Annotated in this window: 28 protein-coding genes and 1 pseudogene; all 29 read left to right on the top strand. The window is 37.3% G+C overall.

What is annotated here, in order from left to right:
• The gene (gene flgC / locus C1726_RS01085) at window positions 1-459 is read left to right on the top strand and encodes a flagellar basal body rod protein FlgC (RefSeq protein ID WP_102271464.1); all 459 of its coding nucleotides are present in this window, start codon (window positions 1-3) and stop codon (window positions 457-459) included.
• Window positions 460-473: 14 nt separating this feature from the next.
• Window positions 474-785, top strand: coding sequence for a flagellar hook-basal body complex protein FliE (gene fliE / locus C1726_RS01080; RefSeq protein ID WP_102271463.1), 312 nt, complete (start codon window positions 474-476; stop codon window positions 783-785).
• 140 nt (window positions 786-925) lie between these two features.
• Window positions 926-2,512, top strand: a complete 1,587-nt coding sequence (fliF, locus tag C1726_RS01075) for a flagellar basal-body MS-ring/collar protein FliF (RefSeq protein ID WP_102271462.1) — start codon at window positions 926-928, stop codon at window positions 2,510-2,512.
• Between the two features lie 12 nt (window positions 2,513-2,524).
• Window positions 2,525-3,541, top strand: coding sequence for a flagellar motor switch protein FliG (gene fliG / locus C1726_RS01070; protein ID WP_102271461.1), 1,017 nt, complete (start codon window positions 2,525-2,527; stop codon window positions 3,539-3,541).
• Window positions 3,525-4,301: a flagellar assembly protein FliH gene (gene fliH / locus C1726_RS01065; protein ID WP_102271460.1), complete on the top strand. Its 777-nt coding sequence runs from the start codon at window positions 3,525-3,527 to the stop codon at window positions 4,299-4,301. Before fliG ends, fliH begins: the two co-directional genes overlap by 17 nt.
• 3 nt (window positions 4,302-4,304) lie before the next feature.
• On the top strand, window positions 4,305-5,621 hold the full coding sequence (gene fliI / locus C1726_RS01060; RefSeq protein WP_102271459.1) for a flagellar protein export ATPase FliI: 1,317 nt from the start codon (window positions 4,305-4,307) through the stop codon (window positions 5,619-5,621).
• Between the two features lie 5 nt (window positions 5,622-5,626).
• Window positions 5,627-6,070: a flagellar export protein FliJ gene (fliJ, locus tag C1726_RS01055; RefSeq protein ID WP_102271458.1), complete on the top strand. Its 444-nt coding sequence runs from the start codon at window positions 5,627-5,629 to the stop codon at window positions 6,068-6,070.
• 8 nt (window positions 6,071-6,078) lie between these two features.
• Window positions 6,079-6,681: a MotE family protein gene (locus C1726_RS01050; protein ID WP_102271457.1), complete on the top strand. Its 603-nt coding sequence runs from the start codon at window positions 6,079-6,081 to the stop codon at window positions 6,679-6,681.
• Between the two features lie 29 nt (window positions 6,682-6,710).
• Window positions 6,711-7,952 (top strand): flagellar hook-length control protein FliK, encoded by a 1,242-nt coding sequence (locus C1726_RS01045; protein ID WP_102271456.1) that lies wholly within the window; start codon window positions 6,711-6,713, stop codon window positions 7,950-7,952.
• 12 nt (window positions 7,953-7,964) lie between these two features.
• Window positions 7,965-8,600, top strand: coding sequence for a flagellar hook assembly protein FlgD (flgD, locus tag C1726_RS01040; protein WP_102271455.1), 636 nt, complete (start codon window positions 7,965-7,967; stop codon window positions 8,598-8,600).
• Between the two features lie 17 nt (window positions 8,601-8,617).
• Window positions 8,618-9,007, top strand: a complete 390-nt coding sequence (locus tag C1726_RS01035; RefSeq protein ID WP_102271454.1) for a TIGR02530 family flagellar biosynthesis protein — start codon at window positions 8,618-8,620, stop codon at window positions 9,005-9,007.
• 78 nt (window positions 9,008-9,085) lie between these two features.
• Complete coding sequence (locus C1726_RS01030) at window positions 9,086-10,528, top strand: flagellar hook-basal body complex protein (RefSeq protein WP_102271453.1); 1,443 nt, start codon at window positions 9,086-9,088, stop codon at window positions 10,526-10,528.
• 55 nt (window positions 10,529-10,583) lie between these two features.
• On the top strand, window positions 10,584-10,805 hold the full coding sequence (locus tag C1726_RS01025) for a flagellar FlbD family protein (RefSeq protein ID WP_102271452.1): 222 nt from the start codon (window positions 10,584-10,586) through the stop codon (window positions 10,803-10,805).
• Window positions 10,795-11,226: a flagellar basal body-associated protein FliL gene (gene fliL / locus C1726_RS01020; protein ID WP_102271451.1), complete on the top strand. Its 432-nt coding sequence runs from the start codon at window positions 10,795-10,797 to the stop codon at window positions 11,224-11,226. The genes C1726_RS01025 and fliL overlap by 11 nt, the downstream gene beginning before the upstream one ends.
• 129 nt (window positions 11,227-11,355) lie before the next feature.
• Window positions 11,356-12,357 carry a flagellar motor switch protein FliM gene (gene fliM, locus C1726_RS01015; RefSeq protein ID WP_102271450.1) on the top strand — a complete coding sequence of 334 codons (1,002 nt, stop codon included), beginning with the start codon at window positions 11,356-11,358 and terminating at the stop codon, window positions 12,355-12,357.
• Window positions 12,344-13,639, top strand: coding sequence for a flagellar motor switch phosphatase FliY (gene fliY / locus C1726_RS01010; RefSeq protein ID WP_102271449.1), 1,296 nt, complete (start codon window positions 12,344-12,346; stop codon window positions 13,637-13,639). The genes fliM and fliY overlap by 14 nt, the downstream gene beginning before the upstream one ends.
• Window positions 13,640-13,658: 19 nt before the next feature.
• Window positions 13,659-14,021 carry a response regulator gene (locus C1726_RS01005; protein WP_102271448.1) on the top strand — a complete coding sequence of 121 codons (363 nt, stop codon included), beginning with the start codon at window positions 13,659-13,661 and terminating at the stop codon, window positions 14,019-14,021.
• Between the two features lie 37 nt (window positions 14,022-14,058).
• Complete coding sequence (locus tag C1726_RS01000) at window positions 14,059-14,712, top strand: flagellar biosynthetic protein FliO (RefSeq protein ID WP_102272330.1); 654 nt, start codon at window positions 14,059-14,061, stop codon at window positions 14,710-14,712.
• Complete coding sequence (gene fliP, locus C1726_RS00995) at window positions 14,709-15,374, top strand: flagellar type III secretion system pore protein FliP (protein ID WP_102271447.1); 666 nt, start codon at window positions 14,709-14,711, stop codon at window positions 15,372-15,374. Before C1726_RS01000 ends, fliP begins: the two co-directional genes overlap by 4 nt.
• A gap of 17 nt (window positions 15,375-15,391) precedes the next feature.
• Window positions 15,392-15,661, top strand: coding sequence for a flagellar biosynthesis protein FliQ (gene fliQ / locus C1726_RS00990; RefSeq protein WP_102271446.1), 270 nt, complete (start codon window positions 15,392-15,394; stop codon window positions 15,659-15,661).
• Between the two features lie 4 nt (window positions 15,662-15,665).
• Window positions 15,666-16,442 carry a flagellar biosynthetic protein FliR gene (fliR, locus tag C1726_RS00985; protein WP_102272329.1) on the top strand — a complete coding sequence of 259 codons (777 nt, stop codon included), beginning with the start codon at window positions 15,666-15,668 and terminating at the stop codon, window positions 16,440-16,442.
• Between the two features lie 3 nt (window positions 16,443-16,445).
• A complete protein-coding gene (gene flhB, locus C1726_RS00980; protein ID WP_102271445.1) occupies window positions 16,446-17,531 on the top strand; it encodes a flagellar biosynthesis protein FlhB in 1,086 nt (361 codons plus the stop codon).
• Between the two features lie 159 nt (window positions 17,532-17,690).
• A complete protein-coding gene (gene flhA / locus C1726_RS00975) occupies window positions 17,691-19,727 on the top strand; it encodes a flagellar biosynthesis protein FlhA (protein ID WP_102271444.1) in 2,037 nt (678 codons plus the stop codon).
• Window positions 19,724-20,887 (top strand): flagellar biosynthesis protein FlhF, encoded by a 1,164-nt coding sequence (flhF, locus tag C1726_RS00970; RefSeq protein WP_102271443.1) that lies wholly within the window; start codon window positions 19,724-19,726, stop codon window positions 20,885-20,887. The genes flhA and flhF overlap by 4 nt, the downstream gene beginning before the upstream one ends.
• Before the next feature lies 1 nt (window position 20,888).
• Window positions 20,889-21,758, top strand: coding sequence for a MinD/ParA family protein (locus C1726_RS00965; protein ID WP_102271442.1), 870 nt, complete (start codon window positions 20,889-20,891; stop codon window positions 21,756-21,758).
• Window positions 21,759-21,767: 9 nt separating this feature from the next.
• A complete protein-coding gene (locus C1726_RS00960; RefSeq protein WP_102271441.1) occupies window positions 21,768-22,865 on the top strand; it encodes a protein-glutamate methylesterase/protein-glutamine glutaminase in 1,098 nt (365 codons plus the stop codon).
• 21 nt (window positions 22,866-22,886) lie between these two features.
• Window positions 22,887-24,938 (top strand): chemotaxis protein CheA, encoded by a 2,052-nt coding sequence (locus C1726_RS00955; protein ID WP_102271440.1) that lies wholly within the window; start codon window positions 22,887-22,889, stop codon window positions 24,936-24,938.
• 68 nt (window positions 24,939-25,006) lie between these two features.
• On the top strand, window positions 25,007-25,474 hold the full coding sequence (locus tag C1726_RS00950; RefSeq protein WP_102271438.1) for a chemotaxis protein CheW: 468 nt from the start codon (window positions 25,007-25,009) through the stop codon (window positions 25,472-25,474).
• A gap of 53 nt (window positions 25,475-25,527) precedes the next feature.
• Window positions 25,528-25,810 (top strand): annotated as a pseudogene (locus C1726_RS26915) (chemotaxis protein CheA); the annotation flags it as partial.
• Window positions 25,811-25,870: the final 60 nt, after the last annotated feature.

Raw genomic sequence — 25,870 nt, 5'->3', positions numbered from 1 at the left:
ATGTCGATTTTTCATAGCATGAATAATACTGCCTCAGCACTTTCTGCACAACGCTTACGTATGGATGTCATCTCCTCTAATATGGCCAATGTTGATTCAACTAGAGCGAATTATGTAAATGGAGAATGGCAGCCATATAAACGGAAGTCCGTTGTCCTTCAGCCAAAAGAAGGTCAATTTTCGAACTTTTTAAACGTAGCCATGAATAAGCATTCGGATGGTTCTGTTGGCAATGGTGTGAAAGTAACAAAGATAGTCGAAGATGAAACACCATTCAAGCTTGTTTATAATCCAGAACATCCTGATGCGAATGATGAAGGGTATGTTGAACTTCCAAACGTTGATCCTTTACGGGAAATGGTAGATTTAATTAGTGCTACAAGATCATATGAAGCGAACGTAACCGTATTTAATGCATCTAAAGGCATGATGATGAAGGCACTTGAAATCGGCAAGTAAAGGGGAAAAGATAAATGATTAATATCGGATCAGTCACATCTGCAGCTCACGTGTTGAAACCTCAAACTGAAAATAAAATTCATGCTAGTACACCATACGAAGCACAAAAGAGCTTTTCGTCCGTTTTAAAGGAATCTATTGATAAAGTAAATGAACTGCAGGTCCAATCTGACAAAACAACGGAAAAGCTTGCTAATGGCGAAAATATTGATTTGCACCAAGTGATGATTGCTTCTCAAAAGGCAAGTGTAGCCATGCAAGCCACATTAGAGATTCGCAATAAAGTGATTGAAGCATACCAAGAAACAATGAGAATGCAAGTTTAATTGAGTAACTCTAGTTCTTTGTTGAGTTGTTGGGACTTAATGGAGAAATGAGCAATGATAGGTTTCTTGAATATGCGTAAAACTAATAATTTGCGGTTATTAGAAAGCCTAATATGAGACAGAATAACCGGGGGATTAAGATGAAAGAATCGTTTCGAAAATATTTTGATAAAGTGAAAGAATATTTTAGCAGCCGAACCAAAAAGCAAAAAATAATGCTTTTTGGTTCCACTCTTTTATTAATTGTATTAATCGCATTAATATCCTTTTTTTCTACAAGAACAACGTTAGTTCCACTTTATAGCAATCTGTCTCCATCTGAAACAGGCACAATTAAAGAAAATCTGGACGGCAGGGGGATACAATCTGAAATCACAGATGGCGGGTCTACGATAAAAGTACCAGAAGAAGTAGTGGATACACTTAAAGTAGAATTAGCGGCCGAAGGAATTCCGAAATCAGGAAGCATTGATTACTCGTTTTTTAGCCAAAATGCTGGAATTGGTATGACAGAAAATGAATTTAACGTATTAAAACTTGATGCGATGCAATCAGAATTATCCAATCTTATGAAGGGGATTGACGGCGTCCAGGATGCGAAAGTAATGATTAATTTACCTGAGAAAGGTATTTTTGTCAGTGACCCTTCTGAAGCAGCCTCTGCATCTATCGTTTTAAACACTAAGCCTGGCTATCAATTTGAAGAATCTCAAATTCAGGCATTATATCATTTAGTATCCAAAAGCATTCCTAATTTACCCACTGATAATATCGTCATAACAAATCAGAATTTTGAGTATTTTGATCTGAAAAATACAGAAAATTCCACACCGGGTTCCCAATTTGCTTCACAGCATGAAATTAAGAAGCAAATCGAGAAGGATGTTCAGCGCCAAGTACAAAATATGCTTGGAACGTTAATGGGTCCTGGAAATGTTGTTGTATCTGTTTCAACAGATATTGATTTTACACAAGAAAATCGAGAAGAGAATCTTGTTACTCCTGTTAATGAAGAGGATATGGAAGGCATTGCAATCAGTGCACATAAAATTACCGAAACCTTTACCGGAAATGGAGATGCTGCAGGCGGCATTCCACAGGGGGAGGACCCAGGTGATGCCCTTGGTTCTAGTTATCTTGAAGGCAATGGTGCAAATGGGGATTACGAGAGAATTGAAGAAACAATTAATAATGAAGTAAATAAAATCCGCAAGGAAATTGTTGAAAGTCCATATAAAGTTAGAGATTTAGGAATTCAGGTGATGGTAAATCCTCCTGAGGATGGAGAGCTTCCACAGGAAAGAATAGATGATATTACGAAAATTCTTGGAACAATTGTACGGACAACTATTGATAAGCAAGCAAATAATGGAGAACTTACAGATGAGGAGATCAATGAAAAAGTTGTTGTATCTGTTCAGCCTTTCAATGGAAAAGTTGAGTTCCCAGATGAATCAAAACCGCTGCTTCCATTATGGGCATACATTGTAGGCGGAATTCTATTAGTTATTATTGCACTGCTTATTTTCCTATTTATTAGAGCGAAAAAGAAACGTGTCCAAGAGGAAGAAGAAATGGCTATTCAGGAAGAACTGCTGCATGTTCCAGACGTAAATGAAGAACATGAAACTGAAAGCACAATGAGAAAGAAACAGTTAGAGAAAATGGCTAAGGAAAAACCAGAGGACTTTGCAAAACTGTTGCGTACATGGATTGCTGAAGATTAGGGGGAATGAATTGTGGCAAAAAGAGATGAGAAAGAATTAACTGGCAAGCAAAAAGCAGCCATCCTTTTAATTTCCCTTGGTCCTGAGGTAGCCTCTTCTGTTTATAAACATTTAAGTGAAGAAGAGATTGAAAAACTAACTTTAGAGATTTCTGGTGTTCGAAAGGTTGATTCACAGGCTAAGGAAGAAATTCTTGAGGAGTTCCATAATATTGCATTAGCACAGGATTATATTTCTCAAGGCGGGATTGGCTATGCAAAAACAGTCCTAGAAAAAGCGCTAGGAAATGAACAGGCAGCCATTATTATTAATCGATTGACCTCATCCTTACAGGTTAGGCCATTTGATTTTGCGAGGAAAGCGGATCCAGCTCAAATATTAAACTTTATTCAGAATGAGCATCCTCAAACAATCGCACTAATCTTATCTTATTTAGATGCGGCACAGGCAGGGCAAATTTTATCAGAGCTTCCACAGGAAATGCAGGCAGATATCGCCCGCAGGATTGCTGTGATGGATAGTACTTCTCCAGAAATTATTAATGAAGTAGAACAAATATTAGAAAGAAAGCTTTCTGCAACGGTTACGCAGGATTACACACAAACTGGTGGGATTGAAGCAGTTGTGGATGTTCTTAATGGTGTTGATCGTTCGACGGAGCGTACAATTTTGGATGCATTAGAAATACAAGATCCAGAACTGGCAGAGGAAATTAAAAAGAGAATGTTTGTATTTGAAGATATTGTAACGCTTGATAACCGTGCAATCCAAAGAGTTATTCGTGATTGTGAGAGCGAAGACTTAATGCTTTCACTTAAAGTTTCTAGTGATGAAGTGAAGGATATTCTATTTAAAAATATGTCTACTCGAATGGCTGATACCTTTAAAGAAGAAATGGAGTTTATGGGTCCTGTCAGACTTAGAGATGTTGAAGAGGCACAATCAAGAATTGTTGCGATTATCCGTCGTCTAGAGGAAGCCGGAGAAATTGTTGTTGCCCGTGGCGGAGGAGATGATATTATTGTCTAGGCTCATCAAAGGTAATGGATGGGCTCCTTCCGTACAGAATGAAAAGAAGGTTATTTCGATTAAGGTTTTGGAGCCATTGAATCTGAAAGAGGAACCAGAATTTACACCGATCGATACAGAAAAACAGATACGAATGATGCTAAATGAAGCAGAAAAGCAGGCAGAATCTATTATTGTCAACGCTCAGTTTGAAGCAGATTCCCTTCGTGAACAATTAGAGGAAGAGAGACAAGCCTTTGAAATGGAAAAGGCAGAAATAGCTGAACTAGCACGCAATTCTGGTTTTACCCAAGGCATAGAGGAAGGGCGCCAGTCAGGCTACGATGAGTTTCACGAAGTAATCCAATCGGCACAGGCAGTAGTGGATTCAGCTAAAAGGGATTACCGAATGCACGTGGATTCGTCAGAGAGAACCATCCTGGAGCTTGGATTAAAAGTTGCTAGTAAAATTCTTGGGAAGACATTGCAGGAAAATGAAGAGGAATTTTTATCTATTGTTAGACGAGCATTGAAAGAAGCGAGAGATAATAAAGAAGTTCAGCTTCATGTTCACCCAGTTCACTATGATTTTCTATTGGCAAATAAAGAAGAGATTATGGCATTGTTTCCAAAAGATATTGATTTCTATATCTATCCAGACGATGATTTATTCGAAACAAGCTGTTTAATAGAGTCTGAAAATGGAAGAATTGACGCAAGCATTGATAGTCAGCTAGAAGAAATAAAGCAAAAGCTTATCGATTTGCTAGAGGGTGAATAAGAAATGGAGCTTGCTGATTTAATTGAAGAAATTGACCAATTGGATACATTTAAACGATATGGGCGAGTGAAGCGAGTTATCGGATTGATGATTGAATCTCAAGGTCCGGAAAGCTCCATTGGAGATGTTTGTTATATCCATGTTGGACATAAAAGGAAAAGAATCATAAAGGCTGAAGTAGTAGGGTTCAAGGATGAAGATGTCATTTTAATGCCTTATACAACCATCAATGATATTTCTCCTGGCAGCTTAGTAGAGGCTACTTCAAAGCCCTTAGAAATAAAAATTGGTGCAGGGTTAATTGGTTCAGTTCTTGATTCAGTTGGGCAGCCACTAGATGGTTCAGCGCTGCCGAAAGGACTTTCGTCTGTTCCAACAGACCAGGATCCGCCAAATCCACTTCAAAGACCGCCTATTTCTTCACCAATTGAAGTAGGTGTTCGTATGATTGATAGTCTGCTAACAATTGGAATTGGTCAGCGCGTGGGGATATTTGCTGGAAGCGGTGTTGGGAAAAGTACGTTGCTCGGAATGATCGCTCGGAATACGACGGCAGATTTGAATGTTATCGCACTAATTGGAGAACGTGGAAGAGAAGTACGGGAATTTATAGAAAAAGATCTTGGGCCAGAAGGTTTGAGCCGATCAATAGTTATTGTTGCCACATCAGATCAGCCTGCATTAATGCGAATAAAAGGGGCATTTACTGCTACAGCAATTGCCGAATATTTTCGAGATAAAGGCTTGAATGTCATGATGATGATGGACTCGGTGACAAGGGTGGCAATGGCACAAAGGGAAGTTGGTCTGGCGATTGGTGAACCGCCAACAACAAAGGGATATACACCTTCTGTATTTGCCATTCTCCCGAAGCTCTTGGAGAGAACTGGAACAAATGAAAAGGGTTCGATTACTGCCATTTATACTGTTTTAGTTGATGGCGATGATATGAATGAGCCTATTGCGGATACAGTTCGCGGGATTTTAGACGGTCACTTTGTTCTAGATCGTACTTTAGCAAATAAAGGACAGTATCCGGCTGTTAATGTGCTTAAAAGTGTCAGCAGGGTCATGAATAATATCGTAGATTCAAATCATGTGAAATCTGCGGAAAAGCTGCGGGAAGTACTAAGCACGTATATAAATTCTGAGGATTTAATTAATATTGGTGCATACAAAAAAGGCTCCTCAATGGATATTGATGAAGCAATCAGACTCTATCCGACAATTATTTCGTTCTTGAAACAGGCGACACATGAAAAGATCTCATTTCAGGAAAGTATACAGCAGTTATATAGTCTAGTAGGGAAAGGAGAGTAACTTTCGTGCAGTATCAGTATAAATTCGCAAAAATTCTTTCTATTAAAGAAAGAGAAAAAGATGAAGCCTTTAATGTGTATAGTCAGGCAGTCAAAAAATTCGAAGAGGCTGCAGAAAAGTTATATGGACTTCTAAAGAAAAAAGAAGATCTTGAAAGCTTCCAATCCGAAAGACTTGTGAATGGAATACCTGTTCAGGAAATGAGACACCATCAGCATTTTATATTTAATCTTGAAAAAACAATTATTCATTATCAGCAAATTGTTATGAATGCAAGAAACCATATGAATTTTTATCAAGAAAAGCTGATGGAAAAGAATATCGAAGTAAAGAAATATGAAAAGATTAAAGAAAAAGATTTTATGAATTTTACTGAAAATATGAAGCAGCTGGAAGGAAAACAAATGGATGATATCTCGATCCAGCAATATATGAGCCGGGGAAGTTAGGTGAAAGCGTGGACAAAGTTACAGAAGAATTAGAATCGAAAAAAACTTCAAAATTTCAAACCTTCATATATGTTGTCTTAATTCCGCTGTTAGCTGCTATAACGGTTGCCCTAATTGCAATGACTTATCTTGGTTACAATGTTTTTGAACTAACAAAGGAATACGGACAAAAAATTCCATTTATTTCATCAGCTATTTCAGATGATGCTTCCGAATCAGCGAAGGATATTGAAACAAAAATGATTGAGCTTGAAGCGGAAATTAAAGACCGTGAAGCGAAGATTATAAAGCTAGAAACGGATTTAGAGAGCAAGGATCAGGAAATTTCCCGTGTTGAACTTGAAAAGGAACGACTCCAGGAAGAAATAGATGAGCTGACTGCAATAAAAGAAGAAAATAAACGGGCCTTCAAAGATATTGTCAAAACATACGAGACGATTTCGGCAAAAAAGGCAGCTCCTATCCTTTCACAAATGAGTGAGACGGAAGCGTTAGAAATATTAACAAATCTAAAGTCGGATACACTTGCAGAAATTATGGAGAAAATGGAACCTGAGGAAGCTGCAAGATACACGAAGCTTTTGACAGCAGACATCGCAGAAAGTGAGTAGGTAATCTATTATTGAAGGGGGGTGAAAAAGTGGAAATAGCAAGCTTAGGAACAATCAATTCCCTCATACAGACGTCAGGAGCGAACGTAACTTCGGAAAAAAGTACGAAAAGTTTTTCAGCAGTAATTGCAAATATGATGGCTGGAGCTTCACATTCTTCAGAAAGACTAACAGTGACTGAGGAAGTTAATGAACTTACGGGTGAAGAGCTTGCTGGACTCGTTCAGTATTTGCAAATAAATGACATTCTTGATCTTGATAATGGCAGTGAATTATTAGGGGAAACTATGCTTCAAAATGATGTTGATGTCGTTTCTCTTATTGAAGGGCAATTAAATTTGTCTGCTGAAGAGCTTTTTCAGGTTCTAACGAAGCTTTATTATCAATTAACTAGTGGAGAGAATAGTTTAAAGTCTGAGAATCCTGAAGAAAATATAACTGAAGCAATACTATCCCTATTTCAAACCATCACATCGCTACCAATTAAAAATGTTAATCTTGTACCTGATAAAGAATTTGGCCAAGCAATGAAATTTATAAAGCTGTTTGATTTATTGGCCTCCCAACAAGATTCATTCGGTAATGATATGAGATTAAAAGATTTAATAAAAAGTATCCAAGATAAGCTTGAATTAAAATTAACAGCTCAAGCTAGCAGAGAAGAATATTTACAAAAAACGTTCGGTAATCTTGTACAAGAATTAAACAGCAAAAATGCTTCCTCTGAAGGTAATGTTGAGAGCATGATGAAAGTCTTAAATAAAGCGGATTCGATTCATCATGGATTTCTTTCATTTCAACAACTTTCAAAACCAGAACAATTGATGCTGACGACAAGTACACAAAGACCTGTTTCAGCCGAACAGTTAATCGAACAGTTTGAATCGATTCTTTCGAAAAGTAAATTTATCAATAATGGTGGGACACAAAAGCTTTTTATTAAATTAAATCCGGAACACTTAGGTTCCCTTCGAATTGAATTGATTCAAAAGGATTCGATGATCATTGCCAAAATCCTAACATCTACCTCTGTTGCAAAGGATATGATGGAATCACAGCTTAATGGTTTAAAGCAGGTGTTTAGTTCACAAAACATCCAAATTGAAAGAGTGGAAATCTCTCAACAGTTTACTGGACAGGAACGTACGTTTCACCGTGAGCAGCAGCAAGGACAGGAAAGGCAGCAGCCAAGAGAAGAACACAAGGAACAACAGGCAAACGATGAATTTACCCACACATTTGAAGAGGCACTTCTTAATACTGAAGCATAGGTGTGATATTAAATGACAAATACGATTGATCCATCATTATACCTTTCAAATTACCAAAAAGAACAACGTAAAACGGGTTCTGACATTCTAGGAAAAGATGATTTTTTAAAAATATTAATGGTTCAGCTTCAAAATCAAGATCCTACAAGTCCTTTGCAGGATAAAGACTTTATTGCACAAATGGCCACCTTCTCTACACTAGAGCAGATTACAAATATGGGAAAAACAATGGAAAATTTCGTGAAGGTTCAAGAACAGAGTCAAATCATTGCCTATAACCAATTTGTTGGTAAAGAAGTAACATGGCATAAGTTGACCGAATCCAAGGAATTAGGCAAGGAGCCAATTATTGAAGAAGGAACGGGTCGAGTAGCTTCGGTGCAATTTAAGGACAATACAGTTCATTTCATCCTTGATGATGGAACAAAGCTAGAACCAGCTAATATTTCACAAATCAATGAAACATCAAAAGAAAATGCGATAGTTCAAGCAAGTATGATGATTGGAAAGACAGTAACTTTCTTAGATGAAAACAAAGTGGAAAAGTCTGCAATCGTTGAATCAGTTTCATTCAAAGATGGAAAAACGATGTTTGAATTGGATGCTGGTGAAACGATAACAGCTTCACAAATAACAAAAATAGAATAACACTGGGAAGTGATTGGATGGATAAGATGATGTTTCATCCGATTCAATCAAAGGCCGTTATTAACCCTAAAGCAACATCGGTCAATCGAGAACTTAAATCAAGAGGTTCCTTTTCTGTTCATTTACAGAATGCATTACAGGCAAATAGTAAATTAACTGTCAGTAAACATGCAAAAGAGCGGTTGCTTCAAAGAGGGATCCATATTAATGAAGCACGTTGGAATCAGATTGAAGAAATGGTTCATGAAGCAAAAAACAGGGGTGTAAAAGAATCGCTTGTATTGCTAAAAGATGCTGCATTAATTGTCAGCGCGAAAAACAATACGGTGATCACGGCAATGGATCGGGAGGAAGCCCGAACTCAAATATTTACGAATATAAATGGCACGATACTTTTAGAACAATAAAATGAAGGCTGGACCTGCAAAGGAAGCCAAGGCTTGCCGAATGATTGAAGCAGGCCAAATGAGAGGAGTAACTTATAAATGCTACGTTCAATGTACTCAGGAATAAGCGGAATGAAAAACTTCCAAACAAAGCTAGACGTAATTGGGAATAATATTGCTAACGTTAATACTTTTGGCTTTAAAAAAGGTCGTGTAACTTTTCAGGACATGATGAACCAACAAATATCTGGTGCAACCGCACCTGGGCAAGGCCGAGGAGGAGTAAATCCAAAACAAGTAGGCTTAGGTTCAACGATAGCAACGATTGACACGATCCATACTCAAGGTTCTTTGCAGACAACAGCAAGAAGTTTGGACCTTGCATTATCTGGAGATGGCTTCTTTATGGTAGGTGCTATTAGTGATCTATCAAAAGTTGGCATTGACCAGCTTGGAGCAGCAGGTAATAACAAAATAAATGGACCGATCAATAATTCGATTGCCTTAAATTATACGCGTGCTGGTAATTTCTATATGGATGAAGATGGTTATATTGTAAATGCGAATGGTCTTTATGCGATTGGACAAACAGGTGAGAAAAGCATTCCGACTAATCAAAATATTAAAGATGCTGATACAGCTTTGGGTGCTGCAGGGAAATTTGAAGATGATATGAAAAAGTTTATAGATAATACTAAAAAGTTTTATAATGCTATTGACAATCTTTTACAGGCTCGACAAGCATATGATGCTGCATTAGCATCTAGTAATAATAATACTGCCGATCCAGAGGTAGTTACAGCTGATAAAATTTTGGATGCTGCAATAACTGAACTAGGAAAAATCACGTATGATGTCACTACAATAAATAGTTCTATTACTACGCTTAATAAAGCTATTGAAGCTTTTAATACGGCTTCTCAAGATACATCCACAAAGACTTTACCAGAAGGTATATTAGCGGCGGTTAATGCTCCCACAAAAACAAATACAGCTGGTGAAATAAAAGATACTTTAAGTAAAATTCAAAGTGCATTGAATTATATGGGTAAAGCTCAATCTACTCATAAAAGCTTTGTAACTGCTGCTGAAATGTTCAAGGAACCTAGCTGGACAGATTCTCTAAGTGATTCAGCTGGAATTATCCAATTACCAAAGACAGCAAAAAGTTTTAGTATTGGTGCAGATGGAACAGTAACATTTGTGGATCAGAGAGGCGACCTTAGAGTTGCTGGTAAACTAATGGTAGCAAAATTCGAAAATAGTGGCGGTTTGCAAAAAGTTGGCGATAATTTATTTCAGGAGACAACAAACTCAGGTTCATTAGACAAAGATGGAAATGGAATCACTTTGGATGAATTATATAGCCCAGGTGAAAAAGGTGCAGCAGTAGTTGCTTCTGGTTCACTTGAAATGTCTAACGTTGACTTGTCCGAAGAATTCACTGAAATGATTACTGCACAACGCGGGTTCCAAGCAAATACACGGATCATCACAACATCTGATGAAATCCTGCAAGAGTTAGTTAACTTAAAACGATAGGCTAAGGGAGGGACAGGGTCAATAGTCAAATGGCTATCTGGCCCTGAACATAACATTGATTAACGTAACGCGTTTAAATGGGAAGGCATTTGTATTAAATGCTGTTTTTATCGAAGTAGTCGAGACTTTTCCTGATACGACGATCACGCTGACAAATGGGCGGAAATATGTTGTGAAGGAATCAGAGGATATAGTTATGCAGCGGGTAAAAGAATTCTATCAATCTGTAAGCCTTCTAGGGCATCAGCATATGGGGGAAGATGAAGATGAAGAATAATAAGCTTGTAATGATTATGATAATTATGCTTGTTGCCATTACCCTAGTTGGTGCTGTTGCAGTTATTGTTGTCAAGCAGCTTAATAATGAGAGTTCAGGATCAAAAGAACCTTCGATTGATGAAGTTTTGGAAGCGTCTGTTGATGTTCCACAGCTAACAACCAACTTAGCAAGCAATGATTTTATTCGTATTTCTTTCAAGATTCAAACGGATAACAAAAAAGCAAAAGAAGAATTAGAGAAAAGAGATTTTCAAGTAAAGGATATTATTATCCAAGAGCTTTCTGAAATGACTGCTGAAAATATCCAAGGCAAAGAAGGTCAGACTAAGCTGAAAGAGGCATTAAAAGAAAAAATAAACGGCCTCATGCAAAAGGGCAAGGTAGAAGAGGTCTATATCACCGAATCTCTCCTCCAATAGCAAATAGTACCGATATAAGTGAATGCTTTTTTCTGATATGATGTTGCATGACGTTACGAATTAAACAAAATGATAAACGGCACAGCATTAGTGAAATGAGCCATAGTTTTTTACTGGAGGTGAGGGACCATGTCTGGGGAAGTTTTATCACAAAACGAAATAGATGCCCTGTTGTCTGCATTATCTACGGGTGAGATGGATGCAGACGAATTGAAGAAAGAACAAACAGAGAAAAAAGTAAAAGTATATGATTTTAAACGAGCGCTAAGATTTTCTAAAGATCAAATTAGAAGTTTAACAAGGATTCATGATAATTTTGCCCGGCTTTTGACGACTTTCTTTTCTGCTCAATTAAGAACGTATGTGCAAATTACCGTTGCATCTGCCGATCAAATTCCATATGAAGAGTTTATTCGCTCCATTCCAAAAATGACCATTTTAAATGTTTTTGAAGTGCCGCCTTTGGATGGCAGAATTCTTATGGAGGTCAATCCAAACATTGCCTATGCATTGATGGATCGTATGATGGGCGGAAAAGGGACAAGCGTAAATAATGTTGAAAATTTAACTGAAATTGAAACGAAAATTATGTCCAATACGTTTGAACGTGCCTTTGAAAATTATTTAGAAGCTTGGAGCACAATCGTTGAAATGGAACCTCAGCTAACGGATTTTGAGGTGAATCCTCAATTTTTATCAATGGTTTCACCGAATGAGACGGTTGTTGTCATTTCTTTAAATACAACAATTGGTGAAACAAGCGGAATGATGAATATTTGTATCCCGCATGTTGTATTAGAGCCAATTATTCCAAGACTATCTGCACATTATTATATGCAGACAGACAAAAAGGATCGTGTGCCTGAAGAAATAGAGAGATTAGAAAAACATGTTCAAAGTGCAGAAGTTTTAGTTGTTAGTGAACTTGGAAAATCAGAAATTAGTATTCAGGACTTTTTAATGCTTGATATTGGAGATGTTATCGAGCTGAACAAGCAAATTGAACAACCGCTCATTGTTAAAGTAGGGAATATTCCGAAATTTATTGGACAACCAGGAAAAGTAAATAAAAAACTAGCCATTCAAGTATTAGATATAGTGAAAGGGGGAGACAACGATGATGAGCGGTGATATGCTTTCACAAGACGAAATCGATGCTCTATTACGTGGTGGAGATGATGAGGACACTGAAGAAATAATGGATGACTCCTTTGTTGTTGAAGATTATCTTTCAAGTATGGAGGAAGATGCTCTAGGAGAAATCGGAAACATTTCATTTGGTAGCTCTGCTACAGCTTTATCCACCTTGCTTAATCAAAAAGTGGATATAACAACACCGACAGTATCTGTCATCACACAAAAAAAATTACCAGAGGAATTCCCACATCCATATGTTGCGATCCAAGTTAGTTATACAGAAGGATTTCATGGAAGTAATTTATTAGTTATTAAACAAGAGGATGCTGCCATTATCGCTGATTTAATGCTAGGCGGGGATGGACAAAACCCTTCTGAATTAATGGGTGAAATTCAGTTAAGTGCTGTACAGGAAGCAATGAACCAAATGATGGGATCAGCAGCAACATCAATGTCTACGATTTTTAGCAAGAAGGTAGATATTTCTCCTCCAATGATTGATATGTTAGATGTACAAGAAGGGGAAGGAACCGATAAAATACCTGATGATGATATTTTGGTGAAAATATCTTTCCGATTAAAAATTGGAAACTTAATTGATTCAAATATCATGCAGCTGTTACCGCTGCATTTTGCAAAAGGCTTAGTTAAAGAATTGCTGAATCCAAGTGGTAGTGATTCGGCTGACAGTGTTGTGGATGAAATGAACCCGCCAGCATCAATGCAGCAAGAACAGCCAGTTATTTCTTTTGATAAACAGCCTGCTGGACAGGAATACGGCTTAAATGAGCCACAAAACATGCAAAGTGAACCTGTTTATCCTCAGGGAGGCTACCAACAGCAGCCTATGCCTGGTTATCAGCAAGTACAGTATGGCTATAAGCAGCCATATCAGCAACCTGGTCATCAAAGTGGACCACAGCATTTTGGCTCGGCTTTTCCAGAAGGTCCAAAAGCGAATGTACATCCAGCTGTCTTTTCAAATTTTGAACCTGTTCATCTTCAAGAGTCTGAATCAAAGAATTTAAATATGCTTCTCGACATTCCACTGCAGGTAACTGTTGAACTTGGCAGAACAAAACGATCTGTGAAGGAAATTCTTGAGCTTTCAGCGGGATCCATTATTGAACTTGATAAACTTGCGGGTGAGCCGGTAGATATTCTTGTAAATAACCGTCTAATTGCTCAAGGTGAGGTAGTTGTTATTGATGAAAACTTTGGAGTAAGGGTTACGGATATTATTAGTCAAAGTGATCGATTAAAAAAACTTAGATAATGCATGGGGGTTATGAGAAATGGCACAAAAGATTTTAATTGTTGATGATGCAGCATTTATGAGAATGATGATAAAGGATATTCTTATAAAAAATGGGTATGAAGTAGTTGGGGAAGCTGCTGATGGTGTACAGGCTGTGGAGAAATATAAAGAATTTCAACCAGATTTAGTAACAATGGATATTACGATGCCTGAAATGGACGGAATTACAGCGTTAAAAGAAATTAAGAAAATTAATCCAAATGCAAAAGTCCTTATGTGCTCTGCAATGGGTCAGCAAGCCATGGTAATTGATGCAATTCAGGCTGGAGCAAAGGATTTTATCGTAAAACCTTTCCAAGCTGATCGTGTTATTGAAGCAATCTCGAAAACATTAGGATAATAATCTATTGATTAGAGGGTGCAATAAATTGCAATATATGAAACGAACTATTCTTTTGCTGCTTATGATAGGAATTGCTCTGCTGGGCTTGGAAGCACCAGCCTATGCAGAGCAATTGAACAATAGTGTAAAAGACTGCATAGAGCATCCTGATGCTTGTGGAGACAAACAATCTCCCCAAAAACAGGAGGAGCAAGGAATTGCTGAGCCTGCAAAAGTCGGTATTAATGCGTGGGATATTATTAAAATGATCCTTGCCACTGCTTTTGTTGTTGGTTTACTTTACTTCTTACTTAAGTTTCTTAATAAAAGAAGTAGAATGTATAAAAGCAGCAGGCTCATAGAAAACTTGGGTGGCACAGCACTTGGCGGCAATCGATCTGTGCAGATTATTAAGGTGGGCAATCGTATCTTAGTCGTAGGTGTTGGCGAAAACATACAGCTGTTAAAGGAACTTACAGACTCAGAGGAATGCAGTCAGATTATCTCAGAATACAATGATAAAATGGAACAGCTTGTACAACCAAGCGATATTGTGACAAAGGTACTTCAAAGAAGAAAAATGCATCAATCATATGATAACAAAGGGAACCATTTTCAATCATTGCTTAAACAGCAGCTAGATAAAATAACAACAGATAGGCAGAAATTATTTGATGAAATGGAGAAGAAAGGATCAGACGAGCGATGAATGAATTTATGGAGTTTTTTAATAATAGTTCGCCTGAAAATGTATCGACCTCCGTTAAATTGGTTTTAATGCTGACTGTTCTGTCATTAGCACCGAGTATTCTCATATTAATGACTTGTTTTACAAGAATTGTCATTGTTCTCTCCTTTGTCAGAACGGCGCTTGCTACACAGCAAATGCCTCCAAACCAAGTAATAATCGGATTATCTTTATTCTTAACTTTTTTTATTATGGCTCCAACTATGCAACAGGTGAATGAAGAAGCCTTAACACCGCTTTTTAATGAAGAAATTAATCTTGAACAAGCTTATGAGAAAGCTTCTGTTCCTTTTAAAGAATTCATGAGTGCCCATACAAGACAAAAGGATTTAGCGTTATTTTTGGAGTATTCCAAGGCAGATCCTCCGAAATCAGTCGAAGATATTCCATTAACTTCACTAGTACCAGCTTTTGCTATTAGTGAAATAAAAACAGCTTTCCAAATTGGATTTATGATATTTATTCCATTTCTAGTTATCGACATGGTTGTGGCAAGTATCCTTATGTCAATGGGAATGATGATGCTCCCGCCAGTAATGATATCATTGCCATTTAAAATTTTGTTATTTGTCCTTGTTGATGGATGGTATCTCGTCGTAAAATCTCTTTTACAAAGCTTTTAAGCAGGTGAATGTATAAAATGACTCCTGAAACAGTTATTTCAATTGCAGAACGCGGCATTATGACTGTACTACTAATTAGTGGACCGTTACTGCTGCTTGCACTTGTTGTCGGGTTAATTGTCAGTATTTTTCAGGCAACAACGCAAATTCAAGAGCAAACATTAGCATTCATCCCTAAAATTGTCGCTGTGCTAGCGGGACTTGTATTTTTTGGACCGTGGATGTTAAGTCATATGCTTTCTTATGCAGGTGAAATTTTTTCAAACTTAACGAGGTTTGTGGGTTGATGATATGGTAGATTTAATCCCCGCTTTTCCGGCTTTTTTACTAGTATTTGTGAGGGTAACATCTTTTTTTCTGATGATGCCCCTTTTTTCTTACCGTTCCATTCCGGCAGCTGCCAAAATCGGGTTAGGCTTTTTTATGGCACTAATTATGGTAGTTACACTTGATGCACCAACGCTGGAAATTGATCATAATTATTTTTTATTAATTATCAAAGAAGCACTTGTTGGTTTATTCATTGGATTTATCGCTTATTTAATATTATCTGCTATCCAAATTGCCGGGGGTTTTATTGATTTCCAAATGGGGTTTGCCATTGCGAATGTGATCGATCCGCAAACGGGTGCGCAAAGTCCTCTAATGGGTCAATATTTATATACAATAAGCTTGTTTTTTTTACTGACAGTAAACGGTCATCATCTTATGCTTGATGGTATCTTTTACAGTTATGAGTTTATTCCATTAGATCAGCCATGGATTCCTTTCGGGAATGAAAACATGGTTGAATATGTAATTAAAGCCTTTAATTCGATGTTTATCATTGCTTTTCAAATGTCAATACCTGTTGTCGGAAGTCTATTCTTAGTTGATATTGCTTTAGGTATTGTAGCGAGAACGGTTCCGCAGCTTAATGTTTTTGTAGTTGGGCTTCCTTTGAAAATTGGAGTGAGTTTCCTCGTACTTATTGCTGTAATGAGTGTGATGCTGTTTGCTGTTTCACACTTATTTGAAACGATGTTAAATACGATGCGCGGTCTCATGGACATTATTGGGGGAGCATAGCAGATGAAACTATTGTTAAAACTAGATTTGCAATTTTTTTCAGGCGAAAAAACAGAAAAAGCAACCCCAAAGAAGAGGCAGGATTCTCGTAAAAAAGGACAAGTTGCCAAAAGCCAAGATGTAAATACGGCGATAAGTTTGCTTGCTGTTTTTCTCTTTTTCTTATTTGCTGGCTCCTATATGAAAGATATCGTTTTGTATGTGATGAAGCATAGCTTTCAGGATATCATGCTTACAGAGTTAACAGAAGCAAATGTTCAGTCGGTTTTTCTTGCGATTTTGAAAGAACTTGTTTTCCTATTAGGACCGATTATGTTTGTTGCTTTAATTGCAGGTGTAGCGTCAAATTATATGCAAGTTGGAATTTTATTCTCGACGGAAGTTATTCAGCCGAAGCTTGAAAAGCTTGATCCAATCAAAGGCTTTAAACGTATTTTTGCACTTAGAGCACTTGTTGAGCTTTTAAAATCCATGCTAAAAATAGGCTTTGTCGGTTTTGTTACCTTTATAGTTTTATGGAGCAGTATTGATGAAATTTTAATTTTGTCGCAAAAATCTGTAGGCGCAGCATTGGAGACGATAGGAAACTTGACAATAAAGATGGGATTATTTGCATCTGGTGCGTTATTATTTCTATCTCTATTAGATTACCTTTATCAAAAGTATGATTTTGAAAAGAATATCAGAATGTCAAAGCAGGATATAAAGGATGAGTATAAAAATATTGAAGGGGATCCCCTCATTAAATCTAAAATAAAGCAAAGGCAGCGGGAAATGGCGATGAGACGGATGATGCAGGAAGTTCCCAATGCGGATGTTGTCATTACAAATCCAACGCATTATGCAGTTGCTTTAAAATACGATGAAACAAAATCGGATGCACCATATGTTGTCGCAAAAGGGGTAGATTTTGTTGCCCAAAAAATTAAACTAATTGCGAAAGAAAAAGATATTATTACAGTTGAAAATAGGCCTCTTGCGAGAGCTTTATATAGCCAGGCAGAAATTGGCGATTCGATTCCTGAAGAGTTTTTCAAAGCAGTTGCTGAAATTCTTGCCTATGTATATAGAACAAAGAAGAAGATTTAAGTATATTATAGTTTAATAGTGTCTAGCTCCAGTGCCTACCCCCTCGAGGTCACAAGCCAATCCTCCCAGAAAGGTAAAGAACACCTTTCCGTGAGGCTCGTCTTGTGCTTGTCGGGGGTGATCAGGGCACTTACGCTTTTCTAATAGGAGAGGAAATATATGTCAGCAAGAGACTTATCGGTTTTGGTAAGTGTAATCTTAATAGTAGCCATGTTAATTATCCCGTTTCCAACTTGGCTGCTAAGTATACTCATTCTAATTAATATTACTTTGGCTCTTCTAGTTTTACTAACGACAATGAATATGCGAGAGCCGCTTGAATTTTCGATTTTTCCGTCATTATTGCTATTATTGACATTATTTAGACTTGGCTTGAATGTTTCTACAACACGTTCAATTCTTTCAACAGGTGATGCTGGAGGAGTCGTTCACACATTTGGCACCTTCGTCGTTGGGGGAAATATTATTGTTGGACTTGTTGTGTTTTTAATTCTCATTATTATTCAGTTTATCGTAATTACAAAAGGGGCAGAACGTGTTTCAGAGGTTGCTGCAAGATTCACGCTTGATGCGATGCCAGGAAAGCAAATGAGTATTGACGCTGATTTAAATGCTGGTATGATATCAGAGCAGCAAGCACGTGAGCGCCGTGAGAAAGTAAGTAGAGAAGCTGATTTCTACGGTTCGATGGATGGTGCGAGTAAATTTGTTAAAGGGGACGCGATTGCAGGGATCATTATCGTCCTCATCAATTTAATTTTCGGAATCGTCATCGGGATGATGCAGCTTGGATTGTCATTTGCTGATGCAGCTACAAAGTTTTCGCTTATGACTGTAGGGGATGGTCTTGTCAGCCAAATCCCAGCACTTCTGATCTCTACTGCAACTGGTATTGTTGTAACAAGAGCAGCATCTGATGGAAATCTCGGTTCAGATATTACTGCTCAATTATTTGCTTTTCCAAAGATGCTTTATGTTACTGGAGGGACAATCTTCTTACTCGGATTGTTTACGCCAATCAGTGATTATTTAACGATTCCGATTGCAGCTCTGCTTGTATTTGGCGGATATATGATTTCTCGAACACCAGAACCTGATAAAGAACAGCTGCAGGAATTAGAGGAAGAGATCGAAACTGGAGAAATGAAAAGTCCAGAAAGTGTTGTTAGTTTATTAAATGTGGACCCGATCGAATTTGAATTCGGCTATGGGCTTATTCCGCTTGCCGATACAAATCAGGGCGGTGATCTTCTTGATCGAATTGTTATGATTCGAAGACAGCTTGCAATCGAGCTTGGACTTGTTATCCCGGTTGTTAGAATAAGGGATAATATTCAGCTCCAGCCGAACGAATATCGATTGAAAATTAAAGGGAATGAAATGGCTCGGGGAGAGCTATTGCTTGATCATTACTTAGCAATGAGCCCTGGTATTGAAGATGATTCTATCGAGGGAATTGATACGGTGGAACCGTCATTTGGACTCCCGGCAAAGTGGATAACAGAAGATATGAAGGAACAGGCCGAAATTTTTGGCTATACGGTAGTTGACCCGCCATCTGTTGTGTCTACTCATATTACAGAGGTTATCAAAGGAAATGCACATGAGCTGCTTGGACGACAAGAAACAAAACAGCTGATAGACCATTTAAATGAAAGCTATCCAATTTTAGTAGAGGAGGTCACACCAAACCCTCTATCTGTTGGAGAGGTCCAAAAGGTGCTTGCAAAGCTGTTAAAAGAAAATGTTTCTGTTCGAAATCTGCCGATTATTTTTGAAACACTAGCTGATTTTGGAAAAGTGACAAGTGATACCGATGTGCTTACGGAGTATGTTCGTCAAGCATTGGCGAGGCAAATAACGAATCAATTCTCCCATGCAGGTGATTCGTTAAAAGTAGTAACACTTTCAGGAAAAGTGGAGAAGCTAATTGCAGACGGAATTCAGCAGACTGAGCATGGTAATTATTTATCCATTGATCCGACCGTATCACAGGGAATACTTGAATCAATCGCATCACAAGTGGAACAATTATCACTCATCGAACAAACACCAATTGTCTTATGTTCGCCTGCTGTCAGAATGTATGTAAGACAATTAACAGAGCGTTATTTTCCGCAAATACCAATTTTATCTTATAACGAGCTTGAGGCAAACGTAGAGGTACAAAGTGTTGGGGTGGTGAATGTAGATTGAAAGTAAAAAAATATGTGGCTGCTAATATGTCAGAAGCGATGAAGCAAATCCGATCTGAACTAGGAAATGACGCAGTTATATTAAATTCGAAAATTGCTCACACAGGAGGAATTTTTGGTTTATTTAAAAAGCGTACAATCGAGGTAATTGCAGCGGTAGATCCGAAACCAAAATATCAGCAAACGCCAATGGTAAAGCAAAAACAAATGAATCCTCCTAAAATAGAGCAAAATAACGAAACACGGAAGCAGGTTCTGCAGAATATTGGTTCTGCAGAACAAAAACCCTCTGGAGAAATAGTCAAAGAATTAAATGAGCTGAAAACATTATTAAAGAGTCTTCCCGCGGGTTCATTTAATGCTGCACCATCTTATCCAGTTCCCCTTCAACTGGTAGACAAGCTGTTAAAGGAACAAGAAATTGATCCATCCATTCAGGAATCAATTCTAAGTTCATTGCTTGAGAAATGGTATGTAGAAGGTACAAATGCATCAATCGAACAAGTATATTCTTGGCTGGGAAAAGAAATGATTAAACGTATTTCGACTATTCCATTTGGCGGGATTTCTTTTTTTAAGAAATACATCAATGTTGTTGGACCTACTGGTGTTGGAAAAACAACAACACTTGCGAAGATTGCGGCTGAATGCGTCATCACACATAAGAAAAAAGTTGCTTTTATTACGACTGACACATATAGAATTGCAGCGATTGATCAGCTTAAAACATATGCAAAAATATTAAATGTCCCATTAGAGGTTTGTTATACAATTGATGATTTTAAAAAGGCGGTACAAACCTTTAATGATTTTGATCTTGTACTTATAGATACAGCAGGCAGGAATTTCAGAAACAAGCAATATGTGGAAGATTTAAAACAGGTGATTGATTTTGATCATGACATTGAAACATATTTGGTTCTTTCGTTAACGTCAAAGCAAAGAGATATGGAAGATATATTTACCCAATTTTCGAGTATAGAAATTGATAAGTTTATTTTTACAAAAGCAGATGAAACATCAACCTATGGAGCTATGTACAACATGATTAATAAATACAACAAGGGTGTAGCATATATGACAAACGGTCAAAATGTTCCAGATGATATGATAGCTGTAAGTCCAAATAATATTGCGAAATCGATTATCGGGGTCGAATAGGATGAAAGATCAAGCTGAAGAATTAAGAATAAAACTTAAGTTGGCAGAAGAGAATTCAGCTCCAAAAACAATCGCTGTTGTTAGTGGTAAGGGTGGAGTTGGGAAATCCAATCTTTCATTAAGTTTTTCCATTTCACTAGCCTTAAAAGGGAATAAAGTATTATTGTTTGATATGGATATGGGAATGGGGAATCTTGACATATTAATGGGGAATACATCTGAAATTTCCATTGTTGATTTTTTAGAAGGCTCTATCTCCTTGAAAGATGCAGTTATGGATGGTCCTAAGGGGCTTAAATATATTGCAGGCGGATCTGGGCTTTCTCATTTAGTCGGACTTGATGCTGGATTAGTTGATAAATTTGTTAAAGAACTAACCGTCATTTTCAAAGAATATGACTATGTCATTTTTGACATGGGTGCCGGGATTACGGATGGGACTTTGAAATTTATTCTGTCTGTTCAAGAAATCGTTGTAATTACAACTCCGGAACCAACAGCAATGACAGATGCTTATGCTATGATGAAACATATACATTTAATGGATTCTGCTATTCCTTTCTATGTAGTCATAAATCGGGCGCAGTCTGACAAGGAAGGGTTGCAGACATTTTCCCGTCTTTCAAAGGTAGTAAAAAGTTTTCTTGATCGAGAGATTATTTGTCTTGGCTCAGTACCAGATGACCATGTTATTCAGCAAGCGGTAAGACAGCAAATCCCATTTATTCTTTACAATGAAAAGGCGCAAGCTTCAAAAGCTTTAAAGGGAATATCGGATAAATATATTCGAAGACAATTTTCACAGGAGCCGATTTCAAAAAATTCACTTCATTTTGTATCAAAACTAAAGCAATTTCTCTTTGAAAGGTAGGGGATTAGCATGTCTAAGATTAATGTGCTAGTAGTAGATGATTCAGCCTTTATGAGAAAACTAATCTCTGACTTTTTATCTGAGGATCCGCGAATTCAAGTAGTTGGGTCAGCAAGAAATGGGAAAGATGGCATTGAAAAGCTAAAAGAATTAAAACCAGATGTTATCACAATGGATGTGGAAATGCCTGTTTTAAATGGGATTGAGGCATTAAAAATAATTATGAAAGAATGTCCTGTTCCGGTCATCATGCTATCAAGTACAACGAAAGAGGGAGCGGAAAATACGATAGCGGCAATTCAATCGGGTGCGATTGATTTTATTGCCAAGCCTTCAGGTGCTATATCCCTTGATTTACATAAAATTAAGGAAGAACTAGTTCGAAAGGTACTGTCAGCAAGTAAAGTAAATCATAAGCAACTGATAAAAATATCATCAGACAAATATTTATCTACTACTAAGGCTGAAAGTTATAGTAAAATAGAACCAAAGGAAGAGCCTCATGTAAATAAACCTGTAGTAAAAGGGCTAGGCTCTTTGCAGAAAATAATATGTATAGGCACTTCTACTGGCGGTCCAAGGGCTCTTCAAAATGTTTTAACGAGATTACCTGCCAGTCTTGATTCTGCTGTTCTTATTGTCCAGCACATGCCAGCCGGGTTTACAAATTCCTTAGCGACGAGATTGGATTCGTTATGTGCGATTTCTGTTAAGGAAGCAAACGATGGGGATGTTGTACAGAAGGGGACTGCATATATAGCACCAGGCGGTTATCATATGAGAACGAAACAAGTAGGGGCAAATTTGGTCATAAGCCTAGATCAATCAGAAGCAAGAAATGGGCATAGACCTGCCGTTGATGTATTGTTTGAATCCATAAGCGAGATTAATCAATATATGAAGGTTGCAGTGATCATGACTGGCATGGGAACAGATGGCTCAAAAGGGTTAGTCGCTTTAAAGGAAAATGGTTCAGTGAAAGCAATTGCTGAGTCTGAGGCTTCCTCGATCGTTTTTGGGATGCCAAAAGCTGCAATAGCCACTAATTTAATTGACGAAATTCAAGACGTAGAGAATATAGCACAAACTATTTTGAAATATGTTTAATGCTTAAGGGGTGTGGGCCACATGGATATGAATCAATATTTAGAAGTATTTATCGAAGAAAGTAAAGAACATTTGCAGGCATGTAATGAACAGCTTCTTGAATTGGAAAAAAATCCTGAGGATATTACGATTGTAAATGAAATTTTCCGTTCTGCCCATACATTAAAAGGGATGTCCGCAACAATGGGATATGAGGATTTAGCAAAACTTACCCATCAAATGGAGAATGTCCTTGATGCTATTCGCAATCATAAGATCAAATTCAATCCTGAAATACTGGATGTTGTTTTTCTGGCAGTGGATGACCTTGAAGCAATGGTGCAATCAATTGCAGATGGTGGAGATGGAAAAAGAGATGTTTCTGATGTTGTAGGGAAATTATTGCTTATTGAAAAAGGAGAAAGTCCTGTACAAGCTGAGGCAGAATTAGAAATTGCTGTATCAGTGGCAGAACCTGTACATGCGGCAAAAAGCCAATATGATGAGTTTGAATACACTGTACTTCAGCAGTCAAAGGAACAAGGATTTGATACATTTGAAATTACTGTTGCTTTAAGAGAAGATTGCTTATTAAAAGCAGCAAGAGTATTTATGATTTTTGAAATCTTAGAAAAGATTGGTGAAGTTATTAAATCCAATCCTTCCGTTGATCAGCTTGAAGAAGAACAGTTTGATCATGAATTTACGGTAACAATCGTTTCGAAGGAAATGAAGGACGATATACAAAAGAAATTAATGAAGGTTTCTGAGGTTGAAAAAGCAGATGTATTTTCAATCTCTTTAGATGATCTTCGCCATTATGAGGAAGAAGTGGAATCTGTTAAATCGACGGATAATGAAATACCGGCAAATGAAATGGTTAAAAGCGTAGATACAGCAAATAAGCAAGAGGATAAGAAGACAGCTTCATCTTCTAAACATGCAAGCAGTAAAACCATTCGAGTAAATATTGAAAGACTGGATATTTTAATGAATTTGTTCGAAGAATTGGTCATTGATAGAGGTCGATTAGAACAAATTTCAAGAGATTTAAATAATCAAGAATTGCATGAAACGGTTGAACGTATGTCAAGAGTAACGGGTGATTTACAGAATATTATCCTTAATATGCGCATGGTTCCAGTTGAAACGGTCTTTAATCGCTTCCCTCGGATGGTTCGACAATTGGCACGGGATTTAAATAAGAAAATCAATCTAGAAATCATCGGTGCAGAAACTGAGCTGGACCGTACAGTTATTGATGAAATTGGTGATCCGCTTGTGCATTTAATTAGAAATGCTCTTGACCATGGTGTGGAAACGCCTGAGGTGAGAAAAACAAATGGGAAACCTGAAGAAGGAACTGTTGTACTTAAAGCTTACCACAGCGGAAATCATGTATTTATAGAGATCGAGGATGATGGAGCAGGGATTAGCAGAGATAAAGTTCTAGCTAAAGCGTTAAGTAAAGGGATTGTAACTGAACAAGCTGCAGCAACTATGACAGATAATCAAGTTTATGAATTGATTTTAGCATCAGGATTTTCCACTGCTGAAAAAATATCAGATGTTTCTGGCCGTGGTGTGGGATTAGATGTTGTGAAAAGTACGATTGAATCTTTAGGCGGAACAATTTCAATTGAATCGCGTCTTGGGCAAGGGTCAATATTCTCAATCCAGCTGCCACTGACTCTATCAATAATTTCAGTCATGTTAACAGAAATTCAAAATGAAAAGTTTGCTATTCCGCTATCGTCCATTATAGAAACAGCGATTGTGAATAAAGCAGAGATACTAAATGCACATAATCAGAGAGTAATTGATTTTAGAGGGAAGGTCGTACCGCTTCTGTTCTTAAAAGATATTTTTGAAGTACCTGTTGTTACAGAAGATGATGAGTTTTACTCAGTTGTAATTGTTCGAAAAGGTGATAAAATGGCTGGTCTAGTTGTTGATTCGTTTATTGGACAGCAGGAAGTTGTTTTAAAATCTTTAGGAAATTATTTAACAAATGTATTTGCCATTTCAGGTGCTACGATTCTAGGGAATGGTCAAGTTGCCTTGATTGTTGATTGCAATGCATTAATTAAATAACCTTAATGCTGATTTTTCAGGTGATTTGCAGAGAGTTTTTTGACAGTCTAGTTATGGGGTGAATACGAATGGCTGATACTTTAGCGGCTGATATAAAATTAATCGTTTTCCAATTAAAAGATAAGGAATATGCGATTCCAGTTAATCATGTTCAAGGAATTGAAAAGGTTGAACATATAACTAGGGTTCCACGTACGGAGAAATTTATTAAAGGTGTTATTAATCTTCGTGGGGTGATTACTCCAATCATCGATCTTCGAAGCAGATTTGGAATTGAAGAAGAGAATTTTACTGATAGTACTCGTGTAATTATTGTATCTGTTAATGATTTAGAGGTTGGATTTATTGTAGATTTGGCTAACGATGTTATCGATATTCCTGTTGCTTCGATTGAGCCACCGCCCGAAGTGGTTGGGGTAAAAGAAGTTGAATATATTAATGGTGTTGCGAAAATTGGTAAGAGATTGCTGATTCTTATTGATTTGGAAATGATATTGGATACTGAATCATTTAGCTCCTCTAGAAACGAAGGATAACCAAATGGGGTTTATTGAAAAAATCTCATCCATCCACCTTGATATATTAANATGATGAGTTTGAATACACTGTACTTCAGCAGTCAAAGGAACAAGGATTTGATACATTTGAAATTACTGTTGCTTTAAGAGAAGATTGCTTATTAAAAGCAGCAAGAGTATTTATGATTTTTGAAATCTTAGAAAAGATTGGTGAAGTTATTAAATCCAATCCTTCCGTTGATCAGCTTGAAGAAGAACAGTTTGATCATGAATTTACGGTAACAATCGTTTCGAAGGAAATGAAGGACGATATACAAAAGAAATTAATGAAGGTTTCTGAGGTTGAAAAAGCAGATGTATTTTCAATCTCTTTAGATGATCTTCGCCATTATGAGGAAGAAGTGGAATCTGTTA

It is taken from the genome of Cytobacillus massiliigabonensis (assembly GCF_900199725.1).
Lineage (GTDB): Bacteria > Bacillota > Bacilli > Bacillales > Cytobacillaceae > Cytobacillus > Cytobacillus massiliigabonensis.
This window is presented reverse-complemented; position numbering and strand designations above follow the sequence as displayed.